This window comes from Methylobacterium sp. V23, assembly GCF_002917135.1.
In the GTDB taxonomy this organism is placed as follows: domain Bacteria; phylum Pseudomonadota; class Alphaproteobacteria; order Rhizobiales; family Beijerinckiaceae; genus Methylobacterium.
In genome coordinates, this window is record NZ_PDHT01000033.1 from 1 (window position 1) to 19,266 (window position 19,266).

A 19,266-nucleotide genomic window follows, 5' to 3' on the forward strand; every position below is an offset into this window, starting at 1 on the left:
ACGCCATGTACGCCGAGGCCGGCCTCGACGCCGCCGGCATCCTCCAGACCGTCAAGGCCGCCCTGCCCGAACGGAAGGCGCGCGGCGCCAAGCTCGTCAGCGTCGTCCAGAAGTAGCGTCGTCCCGCACCCCGCGGAGCCCAGGGCTCCGCGGGGTCGAACCGAGGCTTACTTGATCACCGCGCAGGCGATGCGGGCGCCGGCACCGCCGATGGGCTGCGTGGTGTGATCGTCCTCGTTGGCGTGGATGATCAGGGCCGAGCCGTCGCCGTCCTTGAGAGCGCCCTCGCCGGTCAGCGGCGTCTCGCTCGACACCTCCGCGTTCACCGATCCGTCGGCATTGGCGAAGACGTTCGGCAGGTCACCCTCGTCCGGACCCTCCGGATTGAGCAGGCCGTGCTTGCTCTGGTCGTGGTTCACGTGGGCCTTCGACTTCTCGAACTTCGCGGTGTCCGAGCAATCGCCCACGGCGTGGAAGTGGATGCCGTGCCAGCCGGGGGGCAGGCCGCCGGGCTGGATCGTCACGCGCATGACCAGGGAACTCGCGCCGTCGCGGATCATGATCTTGCCGATGGGCTCGCCCTTCCCGTTCTGAATCGGGCTCTCGAAGGTCTGTGGGGCCGCGGGGGGCGCTGCCTCCGCGGGCGCCGCCGGGGCGGTCTGCGCGAGGGCCGCCTGGGCGGCGAAGGCCGTGCTGGCCGCGAGGGCAAGGACCGACGGAAGTCGTCTCATGAAATGGCTCTCCTCTCCACGCCGGGTACGCCGGTGGAGCGTCAACGAAGATGGTCGCGAGGCGCTCCACGGCAATGCCGGGCGGCCCGACCTTTCCCATGCCTGGACCGGTGAGGCCAGATGCCGGACCCCCGGGCCGGCGCGAACAGCTGTGTCCTGCGGCACCCCGATGGTTGCGGTCCGTGGACGAACTCTTAAGGTTTCGCTAAGTTTCCCGTCACGGGGCCAATCTCGGCGCCCGATTCACCAAGTCTCCGCTGGTGGATGGGCCGCAGATCTTGGCGCGGCATTAACATTGATTGCAGCGTTAGACTCGTTGGGAGGTTCCCATGACGTTCGCCGCCCCTCGCCGCCTCGGGTTCCTCGCTCTGGTGCTGGGTCTCCTGCCCGCCCTGGTCCACGCGCAGACGCCGCCGTCATCCGCATCCGGCCGGACCTGGACCGACCCACCCCCCCGGGGGACCGCCGAGTCCGCATCCCCGGTGCCCACGCCCGCGGCGACCCCGGAGGCGCCCAAGCCGTCGGCGGCGCCTGCCGAAACCCGGCGCTCGACGCATGCGGCGGTCCGGACGCCGAAGAGCGCGCGCGAGACGCGTGCGCGTGGGAATACCGAAGCCCGCGTGCGGGTCGCGCGCCCGGCGGCGTCCCCGTCGCGTCGTCCTGCCGTCCGGACGGTGGCGCGGGTCCAGGAGCACCGGGACCCCGCCGTCCGGCGCGTGACGACGCGGCCGCCGGTGATTCGCTACAGCTACGGCGTCGTCCCGGAATCGACCGGTCCGTTCGTGTACGAGGACGACCGGGCCCGCCGGATCCGCCAGGCCCAGGAGGCCGGCTACCTCGTGGTGCGGTCCCGCAGCGTCGAGTTCCCCGATGGCCGGCGCCTGCGCACCTATCGCCCCTACGAGGAGGAGAGCGAGGACTAGGACTCGCTCGGCGCCGCAAACGAAAACCCCGCCGGGGATACCGGCGGGGTTGGGGTCAGCGTGCGATCGAGGGTCTGCGGATCAGCGCAGGCGGCCGGGCCGGGCCGGCTCGAACACGATGCGGCGGTGGAAGGCGCACCAGCTCTTGCCGTCGGGCGCCGGGGCGCCGCAGCAGACGGCGCGGTCATTGGGCTCGCCGATGATGAATTTGCACACGAAGGCACCGGACTGCGCGAACGGCACCCGCAGCTCGGCGGAGGGCTCGGCGATGGCATCGGCCTCGCCGACCTGTGACATGCGGACAAGCTGGTTCATGGATCGGATGACTCGCGGACTGGCTTTCGCGGGCGGGGCCCAGCGGAGTGTGACGGATCGGGAGCGTGTCGCCTTCGGGAGGGCCTCTCCCCTGCATGGACACAGCGGGCGACCCGCGGACATGAATGGGAAGAATCGCGGACCTTGAGCAGGTCGGAAGCGCGGCCAAACCGGACGCGACAGCGTCATGATGCTGTTATATCTGGGGTTTGCCCCTCGGCAAACAAGTGCTGACGCATGCGTGTGTTGCAGCGCACAGGTTTCGGGCCGCTTGCTTAAGGGGCTCCAGGCTGCTTCGGCGGCCATTACGAATCACAGATGGGTTTCATCCCGGCCAATGCCAGGAGGCCCGTGGCTGTCATCGTCCTGAGACAGGACCGTCATACAGCCGGGATGTGCGGGGATCGTGCCGGGATCAACCCGCCGCGGCGATCGCCCTGTCGGGAGACCCCAATCATGGCCGAAATCATGGCTGATGCGATCGCCCCCGGACTTCGCCCGGCGCCGCAGGCGGAGCCGGGCCGCCGCCCCGGCCCGAACCTCGACGGCAGCATCCACGTCTCGGGACTCGTGGCCTTCGCCCTCGTCCTCCTGGGCGGCCTCGCCTATGCGGGCTACAGTCTGGTCCACGACATGAACGCGGTCGGCGAGACGCCGCTCGCGATCGGGGCCTTCGCCCTCCTGGCCCTGGCCCTCCTGATCGCCCTGGCCTTCGAGTTCGTGAACGGCTTCCACGAAACCGCCAACGCGGTGGCGACGGTGATCTACACCCACGCGCTGCCGCCGGTGGTGGCGGTGATCTGGTCCGGCGCCTTCAACTTCCTCGGCGTCATGCTGTCCTCCGGCGCGGTGGCCTACGCCATCGTCACCCTGCTGCCGGTGGAGCTGATCCTGCAGGTCGGCTCCTCTGCCGGCTACGCAATGATCTTCGCGCTGCTGATCGCCGCGATCCTGTGGAACCTCGGCACCTGGGCGCTGGGCCTGCCGAACTCCTCCTCCCACGCCCTGATCGGCTCGGTCATCGGCGTCGGCCTCGCCAACCAGCTGATGGCGCCCGAGGGCCAGGGCACCTCCGGCGTCGAGTGGGGACAGGCCGTGAAGGTGCTGGAGGGGCTGCTGTTCTCTCCCGTCCTCGGCTTCGTCCTGGCGGCCCTGCTGCTGCTGGTCATGAAGGCGGTGGTCCGGCGCCGGGACCTCTACGAGGCCCCCGCGGGTGAGGCCCCGCCCCCGCTCTGGATCCGCGGCCTCCTCATCCTCACCTGCACCCTGGTGTCGTTCTTCCACGGCGGCAACGACGGCCAGAAGGGCATGGGCCTGATCATGCTGATCCTGATCGGCGCCGCCCCCACCGCCTATGCCCTGAACCGCACCATGTCGGACGACATGACGCCGGTCTTCGTGCAGCAGTCGCGGGACGCCAGCACGGTGTTCGCCGCCCGGGCCGCGGGCGCGGCCCGTCCCGATGCGGCGGCTGCCCGCGGGCAGGTCAGCGAGGCCCTGCGCACCAAGGCGCTGAACACCCCCGCCGTCTACGCGGCGCTGGCAGCCCTCTCGGACGACATCGCCGCCTCGGTGCAGCGCCACGGTACGATCCGCCAGGTGCCGGCCGCCGCGACCCCCAACCTGCGCAACGACATGTACCTCGCCGCCGACGCGGTGCGGCTGCTGCCGGCCGCCGGCGCCGGCTTCCCGGAGGCCGAGGCCAAGACCCTCAAGGCCTACGAGGGCCTGCTCAACGACGGCACCCGCTACATCCCCACCTGGGTGAAGGTCTGCGTCGCCCTCGCCCTCGGCCTCGGCACCATGGTGGGCTGGAAGCGGATCGTCGTCACGGTGGGCGAGCGGATCGGCAAGACCCACCTCACCTACGCCCAGGGCGCCTCGGCCGAGATGGTGGCCGCCGGCACCATCGGGCTGGCCGAGCTCTACGGCCTGCCCGTCTCCACCACCCATATCCTGTCGAGCGGCGTCGCCGGCACCATGGCGGCCAACGGCTCGGGCCTGCAGGTCGCCACCGTGCGCAACATGGCGCTCGCCTGGGTGCTGACTCTGCCGGCGGCCATCACCCTGGCGGGCGGATTGTTCTTCATCCTGCGGCACCTGTTCTGAGGACAGGTGCGTCCCGCCCTCCCGGTCGCGCGGCGGGCGGATGGATGGGAGGGGCGGATGCCCGTCGGGCGATGGAAGCGGGCGATGGAAGCGGGCGATGGAAGCGGGCGATGGAAGCGGGCGGAGGGCTCGTCCCCCCTCCGGCGCCGCCTCCCGCGTGGCCGGAGCCGGCAAGTCCCGGCTTTCTTGAGGTCGCGCCGCGCTGCGTGTAGGTCGGGGACAGGCTCGATCCGGTTCGGACGGCCGCCAGGGACTCCATGCGCGTCTTCGTCACCGACACCGCCGGCCTGATCGGCGACCCTCTCGCACGGCCCCTCCTCGCGGCGGACCACCCGGTCACGGACCCTGACGGCGTCAGCGGCGATGGCGGCGTCGCCCGCATGCGCGCGCGCCGCGTCGGCACGTCCGGTCCGTCCGATGCCGTGGGAACGCCTGCGGGGCGTCACCGCCTGGTCGCCTCCGCCGGCTCGGCCCCCGGCGGCACCCCGCCCGGCCGTTCCCGCGCGTTCGACCCCCTCCTCGCGAGGCCGCCGACCCGCGACGCCGCCCCTTGCGGGGCCTGAATGCCCTCACCCGTCCTGCCCGCGTTCCCCCCGCCTGCGTTCCCCGCGCGTCCGCTCCGCCCGGCGCCGCGATGCCGCCACAAGCCACGAGCCCGATGACCCCCAGACCTCTTCCGCCGCGGCGCCGCCCCCGCTCCGGTCCGATCCGCCGCCGTCCGGGGCACTGGCCATGATGGCCCTGCGCTCCACCGCCCTGGCGGCGGCCGGGCTCCTCGCCTTCCTGCTGTTCTGGGAGGCGATGCCGCGCCTCGGCCTGATCAACCCGGCCTTCCTGCCGCCGCCGAGCACGATCCCGGCCGCCTTCCTCAACGAGGTGCGCCTCGGCGTCTGGGGCGAGGCGGTGCTGTCGAGCCTCAGCCACTACGTGACCGGCCTCTGCGTCGGTGCGGGGGCGGGCATCGCGCTCGGTCTCCTCAGCGGCATGTTCCGCGGGTTCGAAGCGGCGACCGCCTGGATCGTGCGCCTGCTGCGGCCGATTCCCGGTCTGGCCTGGGTGCCGTTCGCCATCATCTGGTTCGGCGTCCAGCCGGAGGCCGCCGTCTTCATCATCGCCATCGGCGTGTTCTGGATCGTGTTCTTCGCGACGCAGGGGGCGGTGCGCGGCGTCGACCGCGACCTGATCGAGGTGGCCCAGGCCTTCGGCTTCGGCTCGCCCTGGTCCCGGCTCACCAAGATCCTGCTCCCGGCCGCGACCCCGGGCATCCTCGTGGGCCTGCGCACGGCCCTGGGCCAGGCCTGGATGGCGGTGGTGGCCGCCGAGATCTTCGGCGTGCCCGGCGTCGGCGCCCGGATGATGCAGGCCTCGAGCCTGCTCTCCACCGACATCGTCGTCGTCTACATGCTCACCATGGCCGCCCTCTACGGCCTGTTCGACACGGCCTTCGTCGCCCTCCAGGGGTGGCTCCTACGGTGGCGCGCCTGAGATGTCCGACCCGATCATTTCCATCGCGGGCCTGAGCCTCGCCTACGAGCGCGCCGGCACCCGGACCGTCATCCTGCAGGACCTCGACCTCGACGTGGCCCGCGGCGAGTTCCTCGTCATCGTCGGCGAATCCGGTGTCGGCAAGTCCACGGTCCTGCGGGTGCTGATCGGGCTGGCCGAGCCGAGCGCCGGCACCGTGCGCCTCCAGGCCCGCCCCGACTGCCGCACGCCCATGGCCCTGGTCTTCCAGGATGCGCGGCTGCTGCCCTGGCGCCGGGTCATCGCCAACGTGGCCTTCGGGCTCGAGGGCCGCGGCCTGTCCAAGGCCGAGCGCCTGGCCAAGGCGCAGGCGATGCTCGACCTCGTGGGACTCGGCGATCTCGGCCAGCGCTGGCCGCACCAGCTCTCCGGCGGCCAGCGCCAACGCGTCGCCATCGCCCGGGCGCTCGCCGTCGACCCGGACGTGCTCCTCATGGACGAGCCGTTCTCGGCGCTCGACAGCTTCACCCGCGAGGGGCTGCAGGACGAATTGCAGCGCATCCAGGCGGCGACGGGCAAGACCATCCTGTTCGTCACCCACGACATCGACGAGGCCGTGACTCTCGCCGACCGGGTCGTTGTGCTCGCCGGCAGCCCCGGCCGGCTGGCGGCCGAGATGCCCGTGACGGTGCCCCGGCCCCGCCGCCGCCGCGACGCCGCCCTGCAGGAGGCGGCCCGGCAATTGCGGATGGAGCTGTCGAACCGCTCGGCGGAGCTCTGAGGCGACGGGGCGAACGCCGGGTGCGAAAAGGGTCGCGGGCGCGGCCGTTGCCATCGGTCGCCCGGCGCTCTACCCCGCTGGGAGACACCCGTTCGCTTCGAGGATCAGGCCGATGCGCCGCCGCACCCGCTCGCTGATCGGCACGATCGTGATGCTGGCCTTCATCATCATCTACGCGCCGCTGGCCATGGCGCTGGCTGACAGCCGGATCTCCGAGACCCCGGCGCCCGTGCAGGCGGTGCTCTATGCCCTGCTCGGCATCGCCTGGATCTTCCCGCTGATGCCGCTGATCAGCTGGATGGGCAGGAACGACGCCGAGGATCGGGGCTGAGGGCGCGGGAACCGGGGAGAACCCCCGGGCTGGCCAGAAAACGTCGTCCGGCGTCGGGTTTTCGCCGCACTCGCGCGCCAGACACGCGCCGTGTCATTCGTTAAAAGGCCGTCGTCCCGCTCAATGCCACGCCTGTGCACGCCCTCGCTTCTGCTCGGCCTCGCGATCCTGTCGGCCCTCCCCCTCCTGGCGGTGCGTCCGGCGCAGGCGCAAGGGGCGCCCCGCTCGGTCTCCGATTGTGAGCGCCTGAAGAACGACCTCGCCTACAACCAGTGCCTCGCCATGTTCGGCCCGGCCGCCAAGAACGTCGCTAGCGGCGTGTCCGCCGGTGCCGCCACGGCCTCGGCCGAGGTCGCGAACGCGCTGGCGGCGATCCCCCAGAGCCTCGCCGCGAGCGCCGCGGCGACGGGGGCGGCAATCGCCTCCATCGGTCATCGCACGCGGCGCGGGCGCCATGCCCGCCACGGCCGTCAGAGCGCCAGCTTCGCCATCGCGGGCGGCGAGAGCCGTTCCTATCGCCGCCATCGCCGTCGGCGCTGAGCGCGCCGCCGGCGACAACGGTGCGCCGCCCTCTGCGCCGGCGCCGCGCGTCAGGCGACGTTGAGCCGGCGGCCCCGGTTCCAGGCCAGGAACGGCACCCCCGAGAGCAGGGCCGAGAGCGCGGCCTCCGTCTGGTGGTGGCCGTTCACCGAGACCCGCGGCAGCGCGTGCAGGTGGTCGGCATGGGCCGCGAAGAGATGGCCCGGCCGGGTCGTCACCGCCGTGGCGAAGCCGAGTTCGCGGGCGAGGGCGAAGTCGCGCGGGCCGGCCGAGGTCGGATCGCCCACCGGGTAGGACAGGTGCGGGACCGGACGGCCGAGCTCGGCCGCGATCCGCGCCCGCCCCTCCGCGATCTCCCGGCGCGCCACCGCCGCGTCGTGCTTGGCCAGCATCGGGTGGCTGATCGTGTGGGCGCCGAAGGTGACGAGCGGATCGCGGCCGAGGCTCCGCAACTCGGACCAGGACAGGCAGAGCCCGCCGGCCATGCACCCCGGGGCCAGGCCGGCCTCGACACAGAGATCGGCGATGACCGCGAGGAGCCGCGCCTCCGGGCCTGACCGCAGCTGGCGGTAGACCCGGTCGAAGGCCGCCGATTTCTCGCGTGCCTGGCGTGCCGGCAGGTCGAGCCCCGCCTCGGGCACCCGGACCCGGTCGAGGCGGCGGATCGCCTCCTCCAGCTCGAGCCACCACAGGCGCCCCTGCCCGCTCGCGAAGTCGCTGGTGACGAACAGCGTCCAGGGCGCTCCGTGCCGCCGCAGGATCGGGGCCGCGTGCTCGGCATTGTCGCGGTAGCCGTCGTCGAAGGTGAGCACCACGAAGGGACGCCCGCCCGCGGCGAGGCGCGCCGGCAGGGCGTCGAGGCCGATGATCTCGAAGCCGCGCCGGCGCACCAGCGCCAGGGTCCGGTCGAGGAAATCCGGGGTGATCGCCAGGAGCCCGTTGGGGTCGTATGAGTCCGGCCGGTCGGGGCGGACGTGGTGGAAGGTCAGGATCAGTCCGCGCCCGCGCGCCACCGGCCCGAGCCAGAGGTCCGCCCGGCTCGCCGCGATGGCCCGGAAGCCGGCCGCGAACAGGCGGTGACGTCGGCTCAAGGGGGGCGGAGGGGCGGGCCGCGGGGCAGCAGGCTGGGGCGCGGCGGTCTCAGGAGCGGACATGTTGAATCCGTTTCGGCGTCGCCGCAGGGGACCACGCCAACCGGCAAGGTTTCGTTACCCACGCGCGCAGACAGGGGCAGCGTGTCGCCCCGTCGTCACCGCCGGGTTAAGGGCTGCGGGGTCAGGGTCGGCCCAGCAGTCCGGCGGATCCCGATCCGCCGGTCCCCGAGATTGATGGCAAGGATGATGGGATGGCCGTTCTCGCCCATGAACTGACCGGAGCCGGAGCGATGCGCGCGCGGGTGCGGCACGGCCTCGCCGCGGAGGTCTTCCCCGATCTGGCCGCCGCCGAGGCCCTGTGGCGGTCCCTGGAGGCCGATCCGGCCGTCCTGGCCACGCCCTACCAGCGCTTCGACTGGGTCGCAGCCTTCGCCCGGACCGCGCCGGGCGCGGACCTGCGGATCGTGGTCCTGCGCGACGCCGCCGGGCGTCCCCGCGTGCTCCTCCCCCTCGTGGTCGCCCGCGAGGGCGGGGCGACCGTGGCCCGGGTCGTGGGCGAGAAGCACGCCAACTACCACATGCCGCTCTTCGCCTCGCGCGAGGCGGCCGCGATGCCGCCGGAGGACCTCGCCGAGGCCCTGCACCGGTTCGGCCGGGACGCCGGGATCGACGTCTTCGCCCTCTCGCACCAGCCCCGCTTCTGGGACGGCGCGGCCAATCCCCTGCATCACCGGGCCGAGCCCGCCCCGAGCGACGCCTACGGGCTGATCCTCGGTCCCGATCCGGAGTCGACGCTGAAGCGCGTCTTCAGCAGCGATGCCCGCAAGAAGCTGCGCGCCAAGGAGCGCAAGCTGGTGGAGGCTTTCGGTCCCGTGGCCTGCCGGCGCGCCGAGACCCCCGAGGATGCCGAGCGCGTCCTCGCCGCCTTCTACGTCCAGAAGGCCGCGCGCTTCGCCGCCATGGGTCTCGCCGACCCCTATGCCGATCCGGCGGTGCGGGACTTCCTCGCCCGGGCGGCCTCCCCAGCGGGCGGGTCGGCGATCGAGGTGACGTCCCTCGTCGCCACCGAGACCGGGCGCATCTTCGCGGTCTTCGCCGGGGCGGTCGACGCCCAGCGCTACAGCGGCATGTTCACCGCCTTCGACGCCGACCCGGCGGTGAGCCGCTCGAGCCCCGGCGACATCCTGCTGCACCACCTCATCGGCGACCAGACGGCCCGGGGCCGGCGGACCTTCGACCTCGGCGTCGGCGAGGCCCGCTACAAGAGCAGCATCTGCGACGAGACCATCGCGCTCGGCGAGGTCGTCCTGCCGGTGACCCTGCGCGGCCAGGCCTTCGCCCTCCGGACCCGCGCGGTCGCCCGCCTCAAGCGCCGCATCAAGCGCGACCCGCGCCTGATGGCCCTGGTGACGCGCCTGCGCCGGCGCCGGGCGGTGGCGGAGTAGCGGTCCCGCCGAACGCGCGGCACCGCCCTTCCGCGGATGCGGGGGCGGTACCGGGTGGTTCGACGATCGGGGGTGGCCGGGTTCAGGCGGCCGAGAGGCGCAGGGGCATCGCCTCCTCGGCGAAGGCGGGCGCCTCGGGGGCCAGGGCCGCGGCGGCCTGATCCTGGGCCACCAGGATCTGGCCGGCGCCGGACGCCTCGGCCAGGGCGTAGAGGTCGAGGAGGTCGGCATCCTCGGGGTCGCGGTCCGAGGCGATGATCGCCGTATCCATCTGGCTGCCCGCCACCGCCAGGATGTCGCGGGCGGTGCGGGCCTGCGGCGTGCCGAGGCGGCACACCACCCAGTCATAGGCCTGGGCCAGGGCGTCGAGGGTGATCGCCAGGGCCTGCGGCTCCTCGGCCAGGACCGCCGCGTCGACGAAGCCCCGCGGAATCGCATGCAGGCGCGAGCCGGGGATCGACTGGATCACGTCGAGGAAGGCGGCCTCGCCGGCCACCAGGTCGGTGAGGCCGACATCGTCCGCACCGCAGGCGGGGCCGTTGAGATCGAGCACCACGACGCTCGCGCCGGTCGCGAGGCTGCTGCCGAGGCTGACGGCGAGGCCCGCCTCCCGGTGCCTGGCCGGCACGGCCTCGATCACCAGGACGGCGCGGCCGGCGCCGGACCGGGCCGGACCCGCGCCGGTGCGCAGGCGGGCGATGAGCGGGTCGAGGGCGTAGGCACCCGCATCGGTGGCGGTTTCGGCGGAAATCTCGGCAGAGGTCGCGACTGAAGTGTCGGCGGGGGTCTGGACGGCCTCGGTCCGTGCCGGGGCGAGGGTCGGCCGGGTGGGCGCCGCCTCGGCCGTCGGAGCCGCGCCGGCGGCCATCAGCGGGGCGGCGTCGGAGCTGCCGGCCTGCGCCGTGGCGCTGGCGCCCTGCCGCGCCAGGGCGAGGGAGGCTTCGGGGAAGGCGAAGGGCTGGCGGCCATAGGCGGGGCGCTCCGCCTCCGCCTCGGACTCCTCCTCGCGCCGGCGGCGGCGGCCCGGGCCGTCGGGATCGCCGAGGAGGTGGTGGGCGATGACGCCGCCCATGGAGAACAGCAGGCCGAGCACCGCCGCCAGGAGGACGATCGGCAGCTTCTTCGGGAAGGACGGCGTCTCGGGAGTGATGGCGCGCGAGACCACGCGGGCATCGGCCGGGGCGGCGCTCTCGGCGTCGCGGGCCGAGGCCTCGCGGTAGCGGGCGAGGTAGGATTCGAGCTGCTCGCGCTGGGCCTTCGCCTCGCGCTCCAGGGCACGCAGCTGGACCTCGCTGGAATTGCCCTTCGAGACCACCTCGCGCTGCGCGTCCACCGCCGCACCCAGGCTCTCGACCCGGGCCTCGGCGATGCGGGCATCGTTCTCCAGGGTGCGGACCACGCGCTCGGCGGTGGCTTTGATCTGGGCGTCGAGGTCGGAGATCTGCGCGGTCAGTTCCTTGATGCGCGGATGGGCGGACAGGAGGGTCCGGGATTCCAGGGCGAGCTGGTTGCGCAGGGTGATGCGCTGCTCGACGGTGCGCCGGATGATCTCGTTGTTGGCGACGTCCGGGATCTCGAAGGCGCGGCCGTCCTTGATCATCTCCTTGATCAGCCTGGCGCGTCCGGCGAGGTCGGCCTTGGCGGTGCGGGCCTGGGAGAGCTGGGTCGAGAGCTCGCCGAGCTGCTGGGCGCCGAGGGGCTGGCCGCTGGCGCCGCCGGTGGCGATCAGCCCATGGCTGGCGCGATAGGTCTCGACCTTGGCCTCGGCCTCGGCCACGCGGGTGCGCAACGTCTCGATGTTGCCGCCGAGCCAGGTCGAGGCGTAGCGGGCGGTGTCGGTCTTGGCCGCGTCGAGGGAGGCGATGTAGAGCTCGGCGATGGTGTTGGCCGCCTGGGCCGCGAGGTGCGCGTCCTTCGAGCGGAACTCCACCGTGAGGATGCGCGACTTGCCGGCCGGGTAGACGGTCAGGCGGTCGAAGTAGGTCTCCAGCATCCGCTCCTCGGGCGGACGCTCCATCGGGTTCTTGGCCAGCCCGATCATCATCAGGGCGCGCTGGAGCGGGCCGAAGCCGGCGACGCCGGGATCGAACTCCGCATTGCCCGCCAGGGACAGCCGGCGGATCGCCTCGCGGGCGAGATCCCGCGACATCACCACCTGCACCTGGCTCGCCACCGCCTGCTCGTCGATGGGCTGGGGCTGCTCGCCACGTTCCTGGGCGGTGCGGGTGTAGGGCGTGTCGCGGCTCTCCAGCAGGATCTTCGCCTCGCCGGTGTAGCGCGGCGAGACCACCTGCACGAAGGCAATGGCGCCGATGGTGACCAGGGCGGTCGGAACGACGATCCAGCGCCAGGACCGGCGTAGCACGCCTGCGAGCTGAGACAGCCCCAAGCCCTCGCTACCGGCAGGGGACGCATCGCGCGTGGGCTCGAACAGCGAAGAGCGGGGCATGGCTCGATCTTTACGCAAGGCAAGGATGTCGACCGCGAAGAGGCCGGCTTTCCACGACTAGACCGGCTTAAGGTTGACCGGACGTTAAGAACCGCGCGTTTCGTGCGGGCCGGTGCGGGACGTCAGTCTTCGTTAACCATATCAGCTTAGGGCTGGAGTCGAATTCTCCTCACGACGGCAGTAGTGATGAACCGGCGATCACTCCTCTTAGCTCTTACGTCGAGCCTGGCGCTCGGCGGCTGCCTGCGCCCGGATTTCCGGACCGATCAGCTCGACACGACGGGCACCGGCTCCATCGGTGCACGCTACACCCTCTCCGCCGGCGACCGCCTCCGGGTCATCGTCTTCGGCCAGGACAACCTCTCCAACATCTACGCGGTCGACGGGGCCGGCAACATCGCCATGCCGCTCATCGGTCTCGTGAAGGTCGGCGGCCAGCCCACCAGCCAGGCCGCGCGGACGATCGAGGCCAAGCTCTCGGCCGGCTTCGTGCGCGAGCCCCACGTCACCGTGGAGGTGGACGCCTACCGGCCGTTCTACATCCTCGGCGAGGTCACCACCTCGGGCCAATACCCCTACGTCAACGGCATGGCGGTGGAGACCGCGGTGGCCATCGCCGCCGGCTTCGGTCCCCGCGCCGCCCGCGACTACGCCGTGCTCACCCGCGAGGGCCGGGACGGCCTGGTCTCCGGCATCGTGCCGATGACCTACCCGGTGCGCCCCGGTGACACCATCGTGATCAAGGAACGCTTCTTCTGAGAGCCCGCCTCCCGGCCGCAGCCGGATGCGAACGATGCTGCCGGGGCGGTTAGGACTCGCCTAACCGACTCGAGAACTATTCCGCTGATCCGGGCCTTCGCACGCCGCGGCGCGAGCCCGGCCTTAACGGTCCACGCACCGGTGGCGCGCCAAGGTCTCCCGACGGACGAGCGGCCGGGCCGCTCGCGCTACGGTGCGTGGAGCAGCTGTCGTGAACGCGTTCCCTCTCGGTCAGTCCGGTGCCAGCGGCCCGGGCGCGGCCCTCAGCGCCGCCTCGGGCGGCCTCCCCGCCCAGCGCATCCTGCACGTGTTCCGCGCGCCCGTGGGCGGGCTGTTCCGGCACGTGGTCGATCTCGCCCGCCTGCAGGCCTCGGCGGGCCACCAGGTCGGCCTCGTCTGCGACGCCTCCACCGGCGGCGAGCGCGCCGCCCAGGCCCTGGCCGAGCTCGCGCCCTGCCTCGCCCTCGGCATCACCCGCCTGCCGATGCGGCGCAACCCGCATCCCTCCGACTTGGCGGCGCTTCGCACCATCGCCCGGCGCGCCGCGGCGGTGGGGGCCACCGTCCTGCACGGGCACGGGGCCAAGGGCGGCGTCTACGCCCGCATGGCCGTGGTGCCCGGCCCCGCGCCGATCCGCGCCTATACGCCCCACGGGGGCAGCTACAACTACAAGCCCGGCACCCTGCGCCACCGGTTCTACATGGGCCTCGAGCGCCTGATGGGCCTGCGCACCGACGTCTTCCTGTTCGAGAGCGAGTACGTCGCCGGGCGCCACCGGGCCTATGCGGGGGACCCGCGCCGCATCACCCGCATCGTCCATAACGGGATCAGCGAGGCGGAATTCGCCCCCGTCGTGCCGGCCGCGGAGCGGGTCGACCTCGTCTATATCGGCGAGTTGCGCGACGCCAAGGGCGTGCCCTTCCTCCTCGACGCGCTCCTGCGCCTGCGCGCCGCGGGCCGCCCCCTGCGGCTGCTCATGGTGGGCTCCGGCCCCGATTCCGCCGTCCTGGCCGATCGCGTCGTGGCGATGGGCCTCGGCGAGGCGGTGTCCTTCGAGCCGCCGCAGGCGATCCGCCCGGTGCTGGCCCGGGGCCGGCTCATGGTGGTGCCCTCGCTGGCCGAGTCCCTGCCCTACGTGGTGCTGGAGGCGGCCGCCGCGTGCCAGCCCCTCGTCGCCACCAATGTCGGGGGCATCCCGGAAATCTTCGGGGCCGCGGCCTCCGACCTGGTGCCGCCCCGCGACGGGCAGGCCCTGGCCGAGGCCATCGCGCGGGTCCTCGACGAGGATCCCGAGGCGTCCCGCCAGCGCTTCGAGACCCTGGCGGCCTCGGTCCGGGCCCGCTTCTCCATGACCCGCATGGGCTCCGACGTGCTCTCCGGATACGCCGCGGCCCTGCGCGCCCGGGTTCCCGGCGCCGGCCATGCCGTCGCACCCACGGCTCCGTGATTCCCCGTCGCGGACCCCCGGCCCCGTGACGTCCGTTTCCCCGTCCCGATCCGACCCCCAGCCCCGCTCCCCGTTTCCAAGACGCGTATCCGAGCCCGGAAATCAGCCATGAGCGCCTTCGATGTCCGTGACCTGCTGGAGGCCGCGGGCCGCTTCGGACCCCAGTCCGAGGGTGGTCCGGCCGCGGCGCTGCCGCCCGCCGAGGCGCGGCTGCACCCGGCCGCCCCGAAGCTGCTCTCGCCCGTGGTGCTGGCCGGCTGCGTCCGGATCGGGGAGTTCGCCCTGATCGCCGGGATCGGGATCGCCATTCAGCGCCTGCAGCTCGCCGGGATCGTGCCGCTGTCGCCGCGCTACCTCGCCGCCGCCCTCGGCCTGGCCGCCCTGGCCGTCTGCCTGCTCCAGGCCGCGGGGGCCTACCGCATGGCGGCCTTCCGCACCCTGCGCGGCTCCGCGCTGCGGCTGGTGGGCGCCTGGTCGCTGGCCTTCCTCCTGGTGGCCACCGCCATGGTGTTCGCCAAGATCGCCGACCACTATTCCCGGGTCTGGATGGCCAGCGTGTTCGCCGCCGGCCTCGCCGCCCTCCTGACCGGGCGCTTCGCCCTGGCGCGGTTCATCACCGCCCAGAAGCAGCGCGGCCATTTCGACCGCCGCACCGCCATCGTCGGCGGCGGCCCGGTCGCCGAGGACCTGATCCGCGCCCTCGACGCGGAATCGGAGTCCGGCGTGCGCATCGTCGGCGTGTTCGACGACCGCGGCGACATGCGCTCCGACACGGTGGTGGCGGGATACCCGAAGCTCGGGACCGTGAGCGACCTCGTCGCCTATGCCCGCACCACCCGCCTCGACCTCATCATCTTCACGATCCCGATCGCCGCCGAGGACCGCATCCTGCAGATGCTGGCCAAGCTCTGGGTCCTGCCGATCGACATCCGGCTCTCGGCCCAGGCCTCGAAGCTGCGCCTGCGCCCGCGGGCCTATTCCTATCTCGGCGCGGTGCCGGTGCTCGACATCTTCGACAAGCCGATGGCCGACTGGGACATCGTCGCCAAGAGCATCTTCGACCGGGTGGTCGGCTGCGCGATGCTGGTGGCCCTGGCGCCCATGATGCTGGCGGTCGCCCTGGCGGTGCGCCTGACCTCCACCGGGCCGGTGCTGTTCCGGCAGAAGCGCTACGGCTTCAACAACGAGCTGATCGAGGTCTACAAGTTCCGCTCGATGTACGTGAACCAGAGCGATGCCGGCGCCGCCCGGCTGGTGACCCGGGACGATCCGCGCGTCACGCCCGTGGGCCGCTTCATCCGCAAGACCTCGCTGGACGAGCTGCCGCAGCTCTTCAACGTCATCAAGGGCGAGCTCTCCCTGGTGGGCCCGCGGCCGCACGCCCTCCAGGCCAAGGCCGCCAACACCCTCTACGACCAGGTGGTGGACGGCTACTTCGCCCGGCACAAGGTCAAGCCCGGCATCACCGGCTGGGCCCAGGTCAACGGCTGGCGCGGCGAGACCGACACCAGCGACAAGATCCAGAAGCGCGTCGAGCACGACCTGCACTACATCGAGAACTGGTCGATCCTGTTCGACGTGAAGATCATGCTGGCGACCCCGGTCTCGCTGTTCCGAACCAAGAACGCCTATTGAGGAACGCCCGCCGACGCGGCGGGTCCACCGCTCCCGAAACGCGACAAGGGCCGCCCCCCGGGGGGGAGCGGCCCTTGTGCCGTTCAGAGGATCGGGGCGGAGACGGCCTACGGCAGGGCGCCGGCCTTCTTCTTGGCCTCGGTCATCGTGTCCTCGCAGCCCTTCATGTCGCCGGCCTTGTCCTGGGCGCGGGCCTTCGTGATCAGGTCGCGGGCCTCGGCGACGCCGCCGGCGCTGGCCTTGGCAGACGGATCCGTCGGCTTCACGTTCGGCGCCTTGTCGAGGGCCTTGTCCGAGTGGGACGAGGTCGGGCCGCCGGGCGGCTCCTTGCCCGTGACCTGCTCGGCGCCGGCGCTGTCGAGGCGGCGCTCGATCGTGGCGATCTGCTCCGAGCAGGACGAGGCGAAGGCGGGTCCGGCCGCACCGAGCAGGATGAGGGCGGCGGGCAGGACGGTGGTGATCCGCATGGATGGGCTCTCCGGGGTAGGGTGGGCACGCAGGTCCGCGGCCCGGGTCGGGGTGTCGCGAGAGAAGCGCCGGCCGGCGGACAGAGTTCCTTTCCGGATCGCCCTCGCCTGGAGGCCCAAGCGTCGCAGGGTGCGGGGTGCGTCGCAGGGTGCGGGGTGCATCGCAGGGGGCGGGCCGCGACGCGGACCCGGCAATGCGAAGGGGCGCGGATCGTTGCCGATCCGCGCCCCCGCTCGTCCGCCCGACCCGGTCTGTCGGGCTACCAGGTCACGCGGACGCCGCCATAGGCCGAGAGCGGCTGCACCAGGGTCGTGGTGCGCGGATCGTTGATCACGAAGTTGCCCGCCACCTGTCCGGTCTCGGCGAAGGTGCCGAAGTTGGCATAGCGGTTGTTGAACAGGTTCGTGACCAGGGCGAAAACCTGCACGTTCGGGCTGATCTGGATGCTCGTGTTCAGGTTGGCGGTGAAGTAGGCCGGCAGCTTGCGGTTGATGTTCGACTCGTCGCCGCGGAAGTAGGACGACGAGAACGCCTGGAAGTTCATGCCGAAGGTCCAGATCGGCGTGATCAGGTAGTTGAACCCGGCCTTGAACTGGTGGTTCGGGATCAGCGGGACGTTGTTGCCGCGCCGGACGTTGATCAGGCCGTCATCGGCGAGCGGGTTGTTCGGGGAGGACAGCTCGCCCTCGAACTGGAAGGTGGCGTCGATGAGGGCGTAGTTGCCGTAGAGGCTCAGGCGCTCGCCGACATACTCGCCCGAGACCTCGATGCCCTGGCGCTGGGTCGCCGGCACGTTGACGAAGTAGCCGCGGGCGGCGTTGCCCGGCACCGCGACCTGCAGGATGTCGTTGCGCAGGTCGGTGCGGAAGGCGCCGATCTTGTAGTTGAACAGGCCGTTCTCGTAGAAGTTCGGCACCGTGCCGCGGAAGCCGACCTCGTAGGTCTGGCCGGTGACCTGCTTGAGCGGCGGATCGGCCACCAGCGAGTTCGGCAGCAGGCAGGGCCGGTCGGGATTGGCGCAGGCGAGCTCGAGGGGCGTCGGGGCGCGGTTCGACTCGGAATAGCCGCCGTAGAGGTTCAGCCAGGGGAAGAAGCGGTAGGTCGCTCCCACCACCGGGTTCACCTTGGTGAAGTAGTGCGTCCCCGTCACGTCCGGCGAGAAGCCGGTCTGGTCCTGGGTCGCGATGCGGGCGAAGTTCAGGCGCGCACCGGCGGTGAGCGACAGGGCGTCGGTGACGTCGAAGGTGTCGAGGGCGTAGAGGCCCATGTAGAGGTTCGAGCCGGTGACGTTGCTCGGCGCGATGCCGAGGGCCGCCGCCGTGCGGAGCGCCTCGGTGCCGAGGCCCGGGATCGTGCCGTAGTTCGGGTTCAGCGGATTCGTGGTGACGCTGAGGTCCGGATTGATCACCCCGAGGGAGCTCGACGACTTGTAGGTGTAGTTGGCCGCATCGATGCTGCCGCCGACCACGAAGGTGTTGTTGTGGCCGAAGACCTGGTCGCGGTTGGCCGCCTGCAGGGTGCCGCCGTAGCCGGTGGCCTCGGTGCGGATCGTGTCGAGGGTGCCGTAGGGCACGCCCGCCGTGAAGGGGATGCGCTGGCCCTGGCGGCCCAGGATGGTGAACTGGTCGCGGAAGGCGCGGTCGCTGAGGCCGCCCCGCTCGAAACCGTCATCCTCGAAGCAGAGGAAGCCGCGGTTGCTGGAGCGCGTGCTGCACTGCTCGAAATTGCCGTCGTTGCCGTCGATCACGAACTGGCTGAGGCGGCGGACATAGGCGTTGCCCTGCAGGTCCCAGGTCGGCGAGATCGCGACCTTGCCGGTGACCTGGATCTGGCCCTGCTCGGTGGAGATCGTCTGGGGCGAGGTGAAGATCGCCCGCTCGTCGGCGCGGGTGAAGTCCACCGGCGTGGCGGCGGCGGCACCGAAGAAGGTCTTGGCGCCCGACGCGATGATGTGGAACTCGGAATCGAGGGTCTTGTGGCCGAGATCCGCATAGACGCGGCCGATCTCGGAGGGCGACTTGATGCGCCAGCCCTCGTCGCGCAGGCCCTCGCCGGCGAAGTAGATGCTCCAGGGGCCGATGACCTCGCCGTATTGCAGCGAGCCCAGGATGCGCCCGTTGGAGCCGCCGCTGACGGTGATCTCCTTGCCCTGCCAGGTGAAGCCGTTCTTCATCTCGATGTTGACCGCGCCGCCGAGGGCGTTGAGGCCGAAGACCGGGTTGCCGGTGACGATGTCGATCCGGTTGATCGCCACCGAGGGGATCAGGTCCCAGTTCACCACGTCGCCGAAGGCTTCGTTGATGCGCACGCCGTTCTGGTAGACCGCGAGGCCCTGCGGCGCGCCCTGGAGCGGCGAGGCGTCGAAGCCGCGATAGGTCAGGGTCTGGCGGAAGCTGTTGCCCTGCCCGTCCGACAGGTTCACGCCCGGCGTCTTGCGCGCCAGGGTGAAGGTCGGGTCGAGGGTGGCGCGGTCCTGCGCGAAGTCGGCCGCCGTCACGGTCTCGACGGTGTTGGGGATCTTGTAGAGCGATTGGCCGCCGCCGCCGCCCGTGGCGCCGACCGGGGTGGTCGCGACCACGTCGAGCTCGCTCAGCGTCACCGATTGCTGGCCGCCGGCGCCCTGCGCCAGCACGGCGCTCGGCAGCAAGGCCACCGACAGCAGCAAGCTGCTCCGCAGTGTCCGCTTCGTCATCCCCAGTCCCCCAAGATCGTCTTCGTGTGCCTGCCCCTTGGTCGGGGCTTCGAAGACAGTCTTGCGAGGATCGGCTGCTGAGA

Annotated in this window: 17 protein-coding genes; 11 read left to right on the forward strand and 6 right to left on the reverse strand. The window is 71.9% G+C overall.

Annotation, left to right across the window (positions count from 1 at the left end; translation table 11 throughout):
- Positions 1-167: 167 nt before the first annotated feature.
- Positions 168-731 (reverse strand): superoxide dismutase family protein, encoded by a 564-nt coding sequence (locus CRT23_RS22600; RefSeq protein WP_055951411.1) that lies wholly within the window; start codon positions 729-731, stop codon positions 168-170.
- Between the two features lie 329 nt (positions 732-1,060).
- Here CRT23_RS22600 and CRT23_RS22605 point away from each other — a divergent pair, with 329 nt between their 5' ends.
- Positions 1,061-1,654, forward strand: coding sequence for a hypothetical protein (locus CRT23_RS22605; RefSeq protein ID WP_103711885.1), 594 nt, complete (start codon positions 1,061-1,063; stop codon positions 1,652-1,654).
- An 81-nt stretch (positions 1,655-1,735) separates the two neighbouring features.
- Here the strand turns inward: CRT23_RS22605 and CRT23_RS22610 are convergent, their stop codons facing one another.
- Positions 1,736-1,969: a GcrA family cell cycle regulator gene (locus tag CRT23_RS22610; RefSeq protein WP_055951417.1), complete on the reverse strand. Its 234-nt coding sequence runs from the start codon at positions 1,967-1,969 to the stop codon at positions 1,736-1,738.
- 456 nt (positions 1,970-2,425) lie between these two features.
- Between CRT23_RS22610 and CRT23_RS22615 the strand changes: the two genes are divergently transcribed.
- The 6 genes from CRT23_RS22615 to CRT23_RS22635 all read left to right on the forward strand — a co-directional run bounded on the left by CRT23_RS22615 (position 2,426) and on the right by CRT23_RS22635 (position 7,194).
- Positions 2,426-4,078 carry an inorganic phosphate transporter gene (locus CRT23_RS22615; RefSeq protein WP_245436492.1) on the forward strand — a complete coding sequence of 551 codons (1,653 nt, stop codon included), beginning with the start codon at positions 2,426-2,428 and terminating at the stop codon, positions 4,076-4,078.
- 257 nt (positions 4,079-4,335) lie between these two features.
- A complete protein-coding gene (locus CRT23_RS27970; RefSeq protein ID WP_146056463.1) occupies positions 4,336-4,641 on the forward strand; it encodes a hypothetical protein in 306 nt (101 codons plus the stop codon).
- A gap of 169 nt (positions 4,642-4,810) precedes the next feature.
- Positions 4,811-5,563 carry an ABC transporter permease gene (locus CRT23_RS22620; protein WP_055951423.1) on the forward strand — a complete coding sequence of 251 codons (753 nt, stop codon included), beginning with the start codon at positions 4,811-4,813 and terminating at the stop codon, positions 5,561-5,563.
- A 1-nt stretch (position 5,564) separates the two neighbouring features.
- A complete protein-coding gene (locus CRT23_RS22625) occupies positions 5,565-6,323 on the forward strand; it encodes an ABC transporter ATP-binding protein (RefSeq protein WP_103711886.1) in 759 nt (252 codons plus the stop codon).
- Positions 6,324-6,435: 112 nt separating this feature from the next.
- Positions 6,436-6,654: a DUF2842 domain-containing protein gene (locus tag CRT23_RS22630; protein ID WP_055951430.1), complete on the forward strand. Its 219-nt coding sequence runs from the start codon at positions 6,436-6,438 to the stop codon at positions 6,652-6,654.
- Positions 6,655-6,777: 123 nt separating this feature from the next.
- Entirely contained in the window at positions 6,778-7,194 is a 417-nt protein-coding gene (locus tag CRT23_RS22635) for a hypothetical protein (RefSeq protein ID WP_103711887.1), read from the forward strand.
- Positions 7,195-7,244: 50 nt separating this feature from the next.
- On the opposite strand, the gene CRT23_RS22640 is transcribed toward CRT23_RS22635, so the two are convergent.
- A complete protein-coding gene (locus CRT23_RS22640; protein ID WP_103711888.1) occupies positions 7,245-8,348 on the reverse strand; it encodes a polysaccharide deacetylase family protein in 1,104 nt (367 codons plus the stop codon).
- Between the two features lie 191 nt (positions 8,349-8,539).
- On the opposite strand from CRT23_RS22640, the gene CRT23_RS22645 reads away from it, so the two are divergent.
- Complete coding sequence (locus CRT23_RS22645) at positions 8,540-9,733, forward strand: GNAT family N-acetyltransferase (RefSeq protein ID WP_055951439.1); 1,194 nt, start codon at positions 8,540-8,542, stop codon at positions 9,731-9,733.
- A gap of 82 nt (positions 9,734-9,815) precedes the next feature.
- Here the strand turns inward: CRT23_RS22645 and CRT23_RS22650 are convergent, their stop codons facing one another.
- A complete protein-coding gene (locus CRT23_RS22650; protein ID WP_103711889.1) occupies positions 9,816-12,182 on the reverse strand; it encodes an exopolysaccharide transport family protein in 2,367 nt (788 codons plus the stop codon).
- A gap of 186 nt (positions 12,183-12,368) precedes the next feature.
- Here CRT23_RS22650 and CRT23_RS22655 point away from each other — a divergent pair, with 186 nt between their 5' ends.
- The 3 genes from CRT23_RS22655 to CRT23_RS22665 all read left to right on the forward strand — a co-directional run bounded on the left by CRT23_RS22655 (position 12,369) and on the right by CRT23_RS22665 (position 16,023).
- Complete coding sequence (locus tag CRT23_RS22655) at positions 12,369-12,941, forward strand: polysaccharide biosynthesis/export family protein (protein ID WP_055951446.1); 573 nt, start codon at positions 12,369-12,371, stop codon at positions 12,939-12,941.
- Positions 12,942-13,239: 298 nt separating this feature from the next.
- A complete protein-coding gene (locus CRT23_RS22660; protein ID WP_245436495.1) occupies positions 13,240-14,388 on the forward strand; it encodes a glycosyltransferase in 1,149 nt (382 codons plus the stop codon).
- Between the two features lie 108 nt (positions 14,389-14,496).
- On the forward strand, positions 14,497-16,023 hold the full coding sequence (locus tag CRT23_RS22665) for an undecaprenyl-phosphate glucose phosphotransferase (RefSeq protein ID WP_103711891.1): 1,527 nt from the start codon (positions 14,497-14,499) through the stop codon (positions 16,021-16,023).
- Between the two features lie 107 nt (positions 16,024-16,130).
- Here CRT23_RS22665 and CRT23_RS22670 read toward each other — a convergent pair whose 3' ends face one another.
- Positions 16,131-16,490, reverse strand: a complete 360-nt coding sequence (locus tag CRT23_RS22670) for a hypothetical protein (protein WP_055951457.1) — start codon at positions 16,488-16,490, stop codon at positions 16,131-16,133.
- 260 nt (positions 16,491-16,750) lie between these two features.
- Positions 16,751-19,183, reverse strand: a complete 2,433-nt coding sequence (locus CRT23_RS22675) for a TonB-dependent receptor (protein ID WP_103711892.1) — start codon at positions 19,181-19,183, stop codon at positions 16,751-16,753.
- Positions 19,184-19,266: the final 83 nt, after the last annotated feature.